Raw genomic sequence first — 12,168 nt, 5'->3', positions numbered from 1 at the left:
CAGTCATAGTCGCCATTTACAGCTAAGCACGGCTGCACTATGAGATAGGAGGCAGCGTCACTTAGCAAATAAAGGCCAGAGCATGTCTCTGGCCTTTTTTCTGGCTTTAACCAAATAGCATATCGATCTTGCGCCATGACATTTATAGTATTTCACCATATAAGGATATCAAAATGACCACTGACCCTAATGCGGTCACTGACTCCAACCGCGACCCATCAAAAGACGATGGCATCTCTACATCAGCCACTCCTCTTCACAATGACACCACGCAGATGGCCGAAGATACAGATCTAGCAGTTGACCGGCATCCCTCATCACAAGAGGTTGGTCATTTAGAGCTGTTAGAAGAGCGCCCTGTGGTCAACAAAGAGCGTCTTGATGTAGGCAAAGTCACAGTGACCAAACACCGTCGCACCAAGACTATCGATGTGCCGATAGAGCTGGTAGAAGAGTATCTTACCATTCGTACTGAATACCACGATGCCGAAAGCCAAGACTTACTATCAGGTCAGTACGATGATAAAGATATTTTGCGTCATGTCGAGCCTGCGCTAGATAGCAAAGCGGTGGTGACGGTCAATGGCCAGCAGATTGAGATCGGTGAAGCACCGCTTGAGATCGTCTTGTCTCGTCAAGTTGCCACCATTACCAAGGAGACATTTGCCATTCAAGAAGTTGATATCAACAAAACCACACATACCCATACCGATAGTATTCAGGTGACCTTGAAGCATGAGGAGCTTGATGTCGCCGAAGAAGGGTTTTTGGTTCATGAGCATGTTGCCACTGATGATATAGCCAATTCGAAATAAAACCGATAGGCACATCTTAACGTGCATCAACTATAGCAGCTTTATCAGAAGGCCACGATAAGTAAGCTGACGACGGAAAGACAATACAAGGCAATACGACAAAAAAGCAACGCTGTGTTAGCGTTGCTTTTTGCGTAAATTATCGAATCAATGCTTAGTCATAAAATCTAAATATAACCATATAAGGGTATCAGCTGTTGTCTAGCTGCAGACTCGCTCTTACTGCTGTTTAGTTGGCTAGCTATCTAATGATAAAATCACGACGGCGTGGTTAGGCAGCTGACTCATCGGCGCTAGGCTCGGCTGATTTTTTACATTCATAAGTGCTGACATTATCGGCATCGGCACCAGCGGTACGCATGATACCTGTCTCACGCTCTGTATGTGCCACACGCCATTGTACAAACCCTACACCACCATCGATAGCGGTATCGAGATTGAAAACTTCTGGGTTGCTCGCATCATTGGTTTTGGTCAAAGTCGCAGTGCCATTGGCAGTTTCGATGACCACTTGATTATCAGCGTCTTTATAAGTTGCCTTTACCTCTAGTGCTGGCGAGCATGAGTAGGTCATCTGAGTAACACCACTATTGACCATCGCGACTGTATCATCTGCCACCTCATCAGCTGGCGCGTCCATTACCATATCATTTGGCTCGGCAGGCTCAGCAGACATCGGTACAGATTGCTCTTCGCTGATGCTTTCTTCTAGGCTAGGCTCAGTTTCTTGCTGTTTTTGGCAAGCGCTGACAGTCATGATGCCAGCCAATAAGCCCGTTAAAACGACAGAGGTTCGAAATTGTTTTAATAATTCTACGTTCATCACACTCTCCAAAACAAATATGTTAAATACTATAGCGTGTCCCTAAATGCACGCCTATGTACAATTTGTAAACAATCCATACAAAAACAGTGAGCATTTACCCGTTTCTAGAGGCTGTCTGCAAGCCAAAAAAGACACTTAACGTCTTTTTTGGTGTCTTAACCCTTCTCATGAAAAAACCCCTATCTGTGCAAGATAAGGGCCTGTAAACATCTCATCTAAATTGCTTGATATGCCTAGATCTTGCCGTGGCACTGCTTGTACTTCAGGCCTGAGCCGCAAGGACAAGGCGCGTTACGGCTGATATGCATACCCGCGTATGGGTTTTCCCCAGCAGCGCTCGCACTGGCATTCGTACCTGCAGCACCGGCCGTCATACCAGCGGCGGCCGCGCCTGCTGCTTGGTTACGGTTTTGCGCTGGTGGCTGCGCGGTACCGGCATTGCTGTCTAAGTTATCGACATCATTGTGCTCAAACTGCATCTGCATTTGCGCAGCGTTTTCACGCTGCTGCGCCTCTAGCGCTTCTAACTCTTCTTTGGTCGGAATGTGCACGCGTGATAAGTCTTGTACGGTCTCAGACTTGATAGCACCAAGCATCATCTGAAATAGCTCAAAAGACTCGCGCTTGTACTCTTGCTCTGGGTTTTTTTGTGCATAACCACGCAGATGGATACCTTTACGTAGCTGATCCATCTGGGTTAAGTGCTCTTTCCAGTGCTTGTCCAGACTTTGCAGCATAAAGTGGCGCTCAAGCTGGGCGGCGTCTTTTTCACCCATTTGCTCACGGCGGGCATGATAACGATCCAATGCCGTTTGGATGATTTTGGCACGTAAACCTTCTTCATCTAGGCGGCGATCTTCATCTAGCCAATCGTTAATCGGCATTGAAATTTTAAACTCATCCTCTAGCTCATCCTCTAGGCCGTCGATATTCCACTGATCATCGATAGAGCCTGGCGGAATAAACTGATCGATCATGGCATTATAGACTTCATGATGCATGACATCGATGGCCTCTTTTAAGTCCATCTCTGCGAGCAAATCATCGCGCTGACTATAGATGACTTTACGCTGCTCATTAGCGACGTCATCGTATTTGAGTAGGTTTTTACGGGCATCAAAGTCGCGGCTTTCGACTTTACTTTGCGCGTTTTCGATCGATTTTGAGACCATCTTATGCTCGATGGCTTCGTCTTCTTTTAGTCCCATGGCGCGCATCATATTGACCACGCGGTCGCCTGCGAAGATACGCATCAAGTCGTCTTCTAATGATAAAAAGAAGCGCGACATGCCAGGGTCACCTTGACGACCGGCACGGCCACGTAGCTGATTATCGATACGGCGTGACTCATGACGCTCAGAGCCGATGATATGCAGACCACCAGCGGCCACGACTTGGTCATGTTTGACTTGCCATTCTGCTTTTAGGCGTGCCATCTCTTCTGGGCTGACCGCATCGATGTCTTCGATAAACGACTGCCAGTTACCGCCCAAGATGATATCGGTACCACGGCCTGCCATGTTGGTGGCAATGGTCACCGCTTTTGGGCTACCTGCCTGCGCGATAATCTCTGCCTCACGCTCATGCTGCTTGGCGTTTAGGACGTTATGTTTGATGCCTTCTTGATCGAGCAGATAAGACAACTCTTCGCTGGCCTCAATCGTCGCTGTACCGACCAGTACCGGCGCACCTTTGGCCTGAATCTCTTTGATCTCGCGGATGATGCCTTTGTATTTACCAAGCTTGGTCAAGAAAATCTGATCGTCCATGTCGATACGGGCGATCGGCTCGTGCGTTGGAATCACGATGACGTCTAAATCATACGTGGATTTAAACTCCGCCGCTTCGGTATCGGCCGTGCCCGTCATACCAGAGAGTTTGTCATAAAGACGGAAATAGTTCTGGAAAGTCGTGGTCGCAAGCGTTTGGTTTTCTGCCTGAATCTCGACGTTTTCTTTGGCTTCTACCGCTTGGTGCAGGCCCTCTGACCAGCGGCGACCGGGCATGGTACGGCCCGTGTTTTCATCGACGATGATGATTTCACCGTCGTCAACGATATAGTGGACGTTTTTGACAAACACATGGTGAGCGCGAATGGCGGCTTGGACGTGCGCGAGCAGCGGCAAGCGACTTGGACTATACAAGCTCTCGTTTTCGCCCAGCTCACCAACTTCTGTCAAAAAACGCTCGATTTTTTCATAGCCTTTTTCGCTAATCTCAATCTGACGGTTTTTTTCATCAATCCAAAAATCTTCATCTTCGTTGTTTTTATTAGCTTCTTCGTCTTTTGAGCGCTTAAGCCGTGGAATGATGGTGTTAATCAGCGCATACATGCGTGAAGAGTCTTCGGCTTGCCCTGAGATAATCAGCGGCGTACGTGCCTCATCGATTAAGATTGAGTCAATCTCATCGATGATACAAAAATTCAGCGGGCGCTGTTTTTTCTCAGCGAGGCTAAACACCATGTTGTCACGCAAATAATCAAAACCGTACTCGTTGTTGGTACCGTACGTGATATCGGCTTGATAGGCGTCGATTTTTTCTTGTGGCGGCTGCTGTGAGTAAATCACGCCGACGGTCATGCCCAAAAAGTTAAAGAGTGGACGGTTGAGCTCCGCATCACGCGCCGCTAGATAGTCGTTGACCGTGACCAAATGCACGCCTTTACCGCTGATGGCGTTTAGATACATGGCCAAGGTACCCATGAGGGTTTTACCTTCACCTGTTTTCATCTCGGCGATTTTGCCTTCGTGCAAGGTGATACCACCGATTAGCTGCACATCATAGTGGCGCATGCCATTGACACGCCATGACGCCTCACGGCAGACAGCAAACGCTTCTGGCAATAGCGCATCCAAGCTCTCGCCGTTTTGGTGCCGCGCTTTAAACTCGGCAGTTTTTTGTTGTAATTGCTCATCAGACAGGGCTTGTATCTCAGCCTCTTGTGCGTTGATCTTACTGACCACGCGGCGCATGCGTTTTAGTTCGCGGTCATTTTTGGTGCCAACCACACTGCCTATAATCTTTGATAACATAATTTTTTGACCTATGGAAATATTCGATAATTAGTGCGCATTAGCCAATGCCTAGCGTAGCACCCTACTTGGTGCTTGTCGTCACTCGGCGCAGTTTATCTAATACTGCGCGCTATTTTATGATACTGCGCCCAACTAAGTATCGCCCAATTAAGTGTGCCGTCATTATATATGGTTATGACGCTGATGGATACAAGGGCTGTGAGCAGATATTTGCCGACGTAAAAACAGCGCTGAACGTGTTAAAATAGCGCCTATACCCTTAATTTAACAGCTGTTTGGTGATATCAATAAACGCAAATAACTGCCAACCTGCATCCTCGATTTTTTCTAAAAAATACGCATTCTTTCTAAGCAAACCCATTTAAGTACCATAAGAGACTCTGCATGACCGTCAACACCTCTGCCCCGCACGCTCGTATTAGCCATCCTGCGCCCACAACAGATACCGCGGCCAAACAGCCTTTATGCAAGGCAAGCGCTGCCAAATCTGCAGACGCCGATCAGCTACTTATCGGCGATACTGTTTATCATTTGGCCGATCACACGCCGATGATGGTGCAGTATCTAACCATGAAAGCCAACTATCCACAAGCGCTGCTGCTGTACCGGATGGGTGATTTTTATGAGCTGTTTTTTGATGATGCCAAGCGCGCCGCACAAATACTAGACATCACGCTCACGCGCCGCGGCACCGACAAAGCAGGCAATACCATTGCCATGGCGGGTGTGCCGTTTCATGCCGCCGACAGCTACATGGCGCGGCTCATCGCGGCAGGTCAGACAGTGGTCGTCTGTGAGCAAGTGGACGATGCATCAACCGATGCAGCCAGCCGCTCATCCGCTCCATCGGCGGTGGGCGATAAACAAAAAAAGAGTAGCAAGGCCACTGGTATCATGCGCCGTGAGGTGGTCAAAACGCTGACCGCAGGCACCATCACGGATGACGCGCTGATCGCGCCCAACCACACGCCGACCGTGGTGGCAATCGATATCGCCCAGCCGCGAGCAAACAGCAAGCAGCCACTACAGGCCGCCGTCAGTCAGCTCAACTTAGCCGCTGGCACCCTGACCACTCAGAGTCTGAGCGCCAATCATGATGACTACGATGACCTACAAACGCAGATGCTGACAGTGCTTGCCCGCTTCGCCCCTAGTGAATGTATCATCAGCGAAGCACTGAGCGATGCTACTGGCAGTGCTGATACCGACTGGCCGCTATGGCTGCGACAACACCTTGACTGTCCGATCATCGAAGTCGCTGCCAATGACTTTCACCGCGCCCATGCCGCAGACACCCTTTGTCAGCAGTTTGGGGTGCAGCGTCTCGATGGGCTTGGTATCCATGACGCGCCGCTTAGCCAGTCTAGCTGTGCCGCCTTGATTCATTATGCGCAGCAAACCCAGCAGCGTCACGTGCCGCAGGTCAATCAGCTGATCGTTGAATACAGTGACGATTATTTGATTATCGATGCCGGTAGTCAGCAAAACCTTGAGCTGTTTGCTCCAGTCAGTAGCAGCGGTACATCGCTGGTCTCGGTCGTGGGTCACTGCCAAACGCCGATGGGACGCCGCCTGCTGGTGCAGCAACTGAAACGCCCTTTGCGCCAGCATGCGCGTATCAATATGCGCCTAGACGCCATAGACAAACTTTTGCATGCAGACAGCCCAGCTGACAGCAGCAAGCAAGGTAGTCCGCATAGTCCGCATAGTCCGCAGCTACAGCGTCCCTCATTGGTCAGCCATATACGCGACACGCTAAGCGCCATCGGTGATATCGAGCGCATCACCAGCCGCATCGGCCTGATGAGCGCCAAACCGCGAGACTTGCGCAAACTGGTGGACGGTATCAACAGCAGCGCGCAGCTGACTACCTTATTAGAGCAAGCAGGCATCCATCACGAGCAGGCAGGACTGCTGGCCATGCTCATGCAGCAACTGCCCGCGCAGCTACCTAAGGTACAATCTGTCGCCGAGCTGATCGAGCGTGCCATTATCCCAGAGCCGCCTGCTCATATCCGTGATGGCGGTATGATAGCTGCCGGTTATGATGAAGAATTCGATCGCCTCACACACCTACATGACAACATCCAAGTGACACTAGATGAGATGGTCGCGCGCGCCCGTCAGGACAACCAGCTACCCAGCCTAAAAGTAGGCTTTAATAAAGTCAGCGGCTTCTATTTTGAGCTGCCCAAAATGCAAGCCAAAAACGCACCCGCGCACTTTATCAGGCGGCAGACGCTCAAGAGTAGTGAGCGTTTTATCACCGATGAGCTAAAGGAAGTCGAGACCGAATGCCTAAGCGCACAAAGCTTAGCACTGGCTCGAGAAAAACAGCTGTATCATGAGCTGTTGACGATACTCAGTAGTCATTTGGCCGCATTGCAGCAGCTGAGCGCCGCCATCGCTCAAATAGATGTGCTCAGCAACTGGGCGCAGCTTGCGACCCTTTATAATTGGCAACGTCCCGTTATGACTAACGATTCAAACAATGGCAACTTGTTAAAAAATAGCAGCCAGACCCGTATCGACCAGAGCAGTATCGACATCCAGCAAGGCCGCCATGTGGTGGTCGAGGCGGCATTAAACCCCGCTAATACCAGCAGCCCAGCCGCGCAAGGCGCAACGCAGACCTTTAGCCAAAACCTCAGCCAACACACCAGCAAACCTGCGCGCGCCCATGCCTTTGTCGCCAACGACTGCACGCTGGGCAGTGCCAATACTAAAGAAGGACATCCTGAGCGCCTACTGATGATCACAGGCCCCAATATGGGCGGCAAATCAACCTACATGCGCCAGACCGCTCTTATTGTCTTGCTCGCGCACTGTGGCAGCTTTGTACCAGCGGCCAGCGCGCGCATCGGTGATATCGACCGCATCTTTACCCGTATTGGCTCGGCTGATGATCTGGCAGGCGGCAAGTCGACCTTTATGGTCGAGATGATCGAGACGGCCAATATCTTAAACCAAGCGACCGATAAATCACTGGTGCTCATGGATGAAGTCGGCCGCGGTACCGCCACCACCGACGGGCTGGCCATTGCCCACGCTTGTGTCAATCGTCTGCTTGAGATCGGCTGCCTGACCCTGTTTGCCACCCACTACTTTGAGCTGACACAATTGGCTGCGCAAAATGAAGGTATTCGTAACGTCCATGTCGCCGCCAGTGAAGTTGATGGTCAATTATTACTACTCCATCAAATTAAAGATGGCGCCGCAAGCTCTAGCTTTGGACTGCATGTCGCAAAAATGGCGGGAATTCCGACTCACGTATTAAATGATGCGAAGCAGTATTTAGTAGATAATTTAAAAACTGAAAGTGTAAAAGCCATTGATGATAAAAATGAATTAGCTAAGTCAGTAAAGGATGAAAGAGCGCAGACTTATGATAGCGAACCAAAGAAAATGAAGGAAGATGACGTTAGTCTAAGTCAAAGCATTGCTACCATTCCACAGCAAAATCAATTATTTAGATTACAAGATGAGCTAGCAGCGATTAATCCTGATAACCTAACACCAAAGCAAGCGCACGATTTAATTTATCATTTAAAGGAAATCATTAGTCATTAAAGGGATTTGTAAAATAGTGGCAAAAGCGCTAAAATATGTCTTATTTTTCAGCTAATGTACTAACTATTGTACTTTGCCAAACCAATAACAGGTAGACCACTATGACCTTTGTCGTTACAGATAACTGCATTCTTTGCAAATACACCGACTGTGTGGAAGTCTGCCCTGTGGACTGCTTTTATGAAGGGCCAAATTTCCTCGCCATCGACCCTGATGAGTGCATCGACTGCGCGCTGTGTGAGCCGGAATGCCCCGCCAATGCGATCTTTTCAGAAGATGAAGTACCAAAAGGCCAAGAAGTCTTTATTCAACTCAATGAAGAGCTGGCGCAAAAATGGCCGAACATCACTGAGATGAAAGAGCAGTTGCCAGAAGCTGAAAAGTGGGATGGTGTGGAAGGTAAGATTCAATATTTAGAGAAGTAGTCCTTAGTTTGAAAAAGTATTTTATACACAAAAAGGCTGGAGCAGTTGCTTCAGTCTTTTTTGTTATTAATATTTCGCTTGAGGCATTAGGTTATCAAGGTAACTATAAGGTATCTGGAAACTATAAAGTAATATCAAGAGCATATATCATATTGACTTAGATTCTGTTTATAATCTGGATACCAGGCTGTCATATATCGTTCCGCATCTCTAGAATTTTTTTCGTAATATATAGTAGATTTATAATACATCACTAAGTTCATTCTTGTAGGATAACGATAAAAGTTACTTTTAAAATTTTCAATAGTATTTTTTTTCAGAACATAGCATCTGTTTAGAAATAAAATATCGTTATTTACATCTAAGGCGTCCAGCACTAATACTTTAGAGAAGGCAGGCTTTACTTGTTCAGAAAAAAGACTTTCGGAAGTATAAATGGTTCTTTTGTCACTGAGTACAAAGTAGTCTCTCGATATAATAATGATTGTAATTATCAATATACTAACTAAAGTTATCACAAGGCTTTTAAATTTTAAATTTTTGGTTTCATATAACTGTTGATGCAACATACCAACATAGAGTCCTATAGGTACTAAAAAATAGGCATATGCAAATGGATATTCGAGCATACAATGTATGAGAAAAGCAGCGATGATAAAGAAGTATAACAGCTGATTTAAAGTGTTTATTTTTTTAAAGGTTTGCAAGAACCAGATGATGATAATACCTATAATTGATAGCCCTATAGGTATTCCAGTCCATACTATAAGATCTAAGAACAAATTGTGCGAATATTCAAGCCAAATATCTAATGGATATTTTAGAGTTACCGAAGTCTGTGCTACAGAAGTTTGATTCCATCCATAACCAAACCAAGGCTTGTCCATTATAGCTATGAGCATCTGTTTCCATATATACAACCGTGAGGAATCAGAGCTGATCCTTTCTGTTACGGTTAATCCTTGATCATGAAAAAACAAAGTTATATATGGCAAAATCAAGACTAAACAGAAGAATAGTACAGAGCTTTTCAACATAATACTGAAAAGCTCTAACTTACTCTTGAAGAAAGCTAGAAGTAGCACTGAAACAAATACTAGCCAGCTTGTTCTAGACTGAGTAAGTACTATACCTGTCATTAGAACGGCACTTATTAAAAAATAGAATTTTGCTTTCAATCTATTATTTTTAAATAGCAAAATATTAGAAAAGAACCCTATAAATAGCAGCGTTGCTAAATTATTAGGTTGGCCTATATTTGCAAAGGGTCGACGTGAGCTGCTATCTAATATCAATGCCGAATGGTAAAGGCCACTCCACTGTATTAACTGTATAAATACGCAGGATAAGCCTATAAAAACGAAGAAAAACGATAATTTTTCTTCGTTTTTATAAGACCTATTGAAATTAGCACCACTAATTATACTTAGGAAGAACACACTAATATAAATAAGTGATAAAACCAACTCTTGCGTAAAAAATAATATTCCAAACAAGTATTGGACTAAAGGAATGCATACTATGAATCCAAAGACATACAGTACTCTTCTATCAATTTCAATATTCTTACGATAGCTTTGTATCGACATTAATAATATTATAGCGATGATAGCGCATAAATCTTGAAACGCGCTTACCCATGGTTGCATAAAAATAGGGCTAAGATAACTTAGCCCTAAAATAAAGTAAAAGATTGGCATTTTTATCAGCAGTACTTAGAAATTATTAACGACATTCAGCTGGGACATATTTTTTATCAGCAGTAGTAGTACATGTCCATTCTACACCATCACCACTGTAACTAGGAGTTAAAATCAACGGTACTGATTTCGCATCAGGAGTAGTAGTAACTGTAATTACACCTTTGTCACATACTGATTTTTGTACGTTCTTAGTAGCTGCTGAAGCATCACTACCAACAGTAGCTACTCCAATACAAGCTGAATCTTCATCGATTGAAGTACCACCTTTGCTAATTATATTCTCAGAGACAGTAGCTTTCATAGCTGAAGCAGTAGTTAGTGCTTCTGATACACGAGCACGGGTGGTATAATCAGTATAAGCAGGTAAAGCGATCGCAGCCAAAATACCGATAATGGCGATAACGATCATTAGTTCGATTAGGGTAAAACCTTTTTGAGCGTTCATAAGAACTCCTTTAGAGAGGATAAAGATAACGGATATTCGCTCGCGTTATCTTTCATTATGTTAGGTATTGAATATAGTGTATTGGTCTTTCGTGCCCTAGTAGATGCATATAGCGTGCCAATATCATTAGTCACAGTAGGTATATGTGCTAAGTGCCCAATTCTTAACGCTATTTATTGATATTTTCGTGCAGTCACTTACCATACTGCTATCTACTGATACTAATTGTTACGCTAAGCATACCTAAAAGTGTCAGTTTATGTCAATGGCAGCTACTCTGGCTCACGATAGCTGACAATAATTGTCAGTTGCCAGACTATTTTTTTAGTCATTCCACTCGCTGCCAGTGCCGCATTTTTTTTCAGTACCGATAGTACGGCATTTAATGCTTTGATAATTAAGGCTCAAGACGCCATCACCTGCCATACGTTGATTTGAGACTGGTGTGGCTATAATCGTCCAGTCACGGCCTCCTAATGTATCCGTACTTGTAGTCCAGTCTGTCTCTCCCCATGACCCTGTACCTATCGTCACTGTATATAGCGCAGATCCCGAAACAGGGAAATTTGTGCTACCATCAGTAGCAACAGTAGATGAGAATATAGAGGAAAGTGGCACTCTATCATAGCGCCTATAGTTTATCTTATTGGCCTCGATACGGCTGGCTATCTGCTGCATTTCCGTCATCATATCGACGCGCTTGGTCTTTATGACGTAAGACTGATAACTAGGATATGCAATCGCTGCGAGTACACCGATGATGGCGACGACGATCATCAGCTCTATCAGAGTAAAGCCAGTTTGGCGGGTATATTTGATCGATGTGTTTATTGATGATACTGACACTACCATGTCGTCGCTCCTATACAATCCGCCTTTGTAATATCAAACGCATCATTACTGGCGCAGCGTAATCCTTGACTTGATAATAAGAAACTATCCGCCCCTACTAGATCAACGGGTGTTGCCATCATTACCCAGTTATTAGCGCGTCCTGTTTCTTGATGTAGCGTCTCAAAAGTTGCTGGCGTACCTGAAACATGACCAAGTTTAATATTGTATATTGGATTGGTTGCAGGAAAACGTATAAGGCCTGTGCCATCGGTAATAGTATCCGAGCGAGGCTTAAATCCACGATAGGTTAGCGCCTTTGCACGCCATTGCTCAAGCTCAACGGACAAGGATAGCATTTTTCGCTGTACGTCTGCTTCAGCATTGCGAATGACATAAGCGCGATAGCTTGGTATGGCAACGGCAGCCAATATAGAGATGATAGCCAAAACGACCATCATTTCTATCAAAGTAAAACCATTTTGGCGGTACGGCTGGCAATAACGTATTGACAT

General features: G+C 45.8%; 9 protein-coding genes. 3 read left to right on the top strand and 6 right to left on the bottom strand.

Translation table 11 applies throughout. The annotated features are described in order from the left end of the window. The first annotated feature begins 173 nt into the window (after positions 1–173). Positions 174–815 carry a YsnF/AvaK domain-containing protein gene (locus C6W44_RS06600; protein WP_105244730.1) on the top strand — a complete coding sequence of 214 codons (642 nt, stop codon included), beginning with the start codon at positions 174–176 and terminating at the stop codon, positions 813–815. A 271-nt stretch (positions 816–1,086) separates the two neighbouring features. On the opposite strand, the gene C6W44_RS06595 is transcribed toward C6W44_RS06600, so the two are convergent. Further along, a complete protein-coding gene (locus C6W44_RS06595; protein WP_105244729.1) occupies positions 1,087–1,638 on the bottom strand; it encodes a hypothetical protein in 552 nt (183 codons plus the stop codon). Positions 1,639–1,874: 236 nt separating this feature from the next. After that, a complete protein-coding gene (gene secA / locus C6W44_RS06590) occupies positions 1,875–4,676 on the bottom strand; it encodes a preprotein translocase subunit SecA (RefSeq protein WP_105244728.1) in 2,802 nt (933 codons plus the stop codon). A 387-nt stretch (positions 4,677–5,063) separates the two neighbouring features. On the opposite strand from secA, the gene mutS reads away from it, so the two are divergent. Further along, on the top strand, positions 5,064–8,249 hold the full coding sequence (mutS, locus tag C6W44_RS06580; protein ID WP_105244726.1) for a DNA mismatch repair protein MutS: 3,186 nt from the start codon (positions 5,064–5,066) through the stop codon (positions 8,247–8,249). Positions 8,250–8,350: 101 nt separating this feature from the next. Continuing rightward, on the top strand, positions 8,351–8,674 hold the full coding sequence (fdxA, locus tag C6W44_RS06575) for a ferredoxin FdxA (protein WP_105244725.1): 324 nt from the start codon (positions 8,351–8,353) through the stop codon (positions 8,672–8,674). 134 nt (positions 8,675–8,808) lie between these two features. Here fdxA and C6W44_RS06570 read toward each other — a convergent pair whose 3' ends face one another. The 4 genes from C6W44_RS06570 to C6W44_RS13705 form a co-directional block, all read right to left on the bottom strand. Further along, entirely contained in the window at positions 8,809–10,323 is a 1,515-nt protein-coding gene (locus C6W44_RS06570; RefSeq protein WP_158676703.1) for an O-antigen ligase family protein, read from the bottom strand. Positions 10,324–10,399: 76 nt separating this feature from the next. Continuing rightward, positions 10,400–10,822 carry a pilin gene (locus tag C6W44_RS06565; protein WP_105244723.1) on the bottom strand — a complete coding sequence of 141 codons (423 nt, stop codon included), beginning with the start codon at positions 10,820–10,822 and terminating at the stop codon, positions 10,400–10,402. Between the two features lie 324 nt (positions 10,823–11,146). Then, positions 11,147–11,674 (bottom strand): type IV pilin protein, encoded by a 528-nt coding sequence (locus C6W44_RS06560; RefSeq protein WP_105244722.1) that lies wholly within the window; start codon positions 11,672–11,674, stop codon positions 11,147–11,149. Then, positions 11,668–12,168 (bottom strand): type IV pilin protein, encoded by a 501-nt coding sequence (locus tag C6W44_RS13705; protein WP_105244721.1) that lies wholly within the window; start codon positions 12,166–12,168, stop codon positions 11,668–11,670. The genes C6W44_RS06560 and C6W44_RS13705 overlap by 7 nt, the downstream gene beginning before the upstream one ends.

The sequence above is a fragment of the Psychrobacter sp. Marseille-P5312 genome (genome assembly GCF_900291405.1).
GTDB lineage: Bacteria > Pseudomonadota > Gammaproteobacteria > Pseudomonadales > Moraxellaceae > Psychrobacter > Psychrobacter celer.
The sequence above is the reverse complement of the archived record's forward strand: the minus strand, read 5'-3'. Positions and strand labels throughout refer to the sequence as shown.

Bases quoted from the DNA above. Each gene is read 5' to 3' on its own strand.
- C6W44_RS06560 (WP_105244722.1), bottom strand. From the start codon at position 11,674: ATGGTAGTGTCAGTATCATCAATAAACACATCGATCAAATATACCCGC.
- C6W44_RS13705 (WP_105244721.1), bottom strand. From the start codon at position 12,168: ATGTCAATACGTTATTGCCAGCCGTACCGCCAAAATGGTTTTACTTTG.
- C6W44_RS06600 (WP_105244730.1), top strand. From the start codon at position 174: ATGACCACTGACCCTAATGCGGTCACTGACTCCAACCGCGACCCATCA.
- C6W44_RS06565 (WP_105244723.1), bottom strand. From the start codon at position 10,822: ATGAACGCTCAAAAAGGTTTTACCCTAATCGAACTAATGATCGTTATC.
- secA (WP_105244728.1), bottom strand. From the start codon at position 4,676: ATGTTATCAAAGATTATAGGCAGTGTGGTTGGCACCAAAAATGACCGC.
- mutS (WP_105244726.1), top strand. From the start codon at position 5,064: ATGACCGTCAACACCTCTGCCCCGCACGCTCGTATTAGCCATCCTGCG.
- C6W44_RS06570 (WP_158676703.1), bottom strand. From the start codon at position 10,323: ATGCAACCATGGGTAAGCGCGTTTCAAGATTTATGCGCTATCATCGCT.
- fdxA (WP_105244725.1), top strand. From the start codon at position 8,351: ATGACCTTTGTCGTTACAGATAACTGCATTCTTTGCAAATACACCGAC.
- C6W44_RS06595 (WP_105244729.1), bottom strand. From the start codon at position 1,638: ATGAACGTAGAATTATTAAAACAATTTCGAACCTCTGTCGTTTTAACG.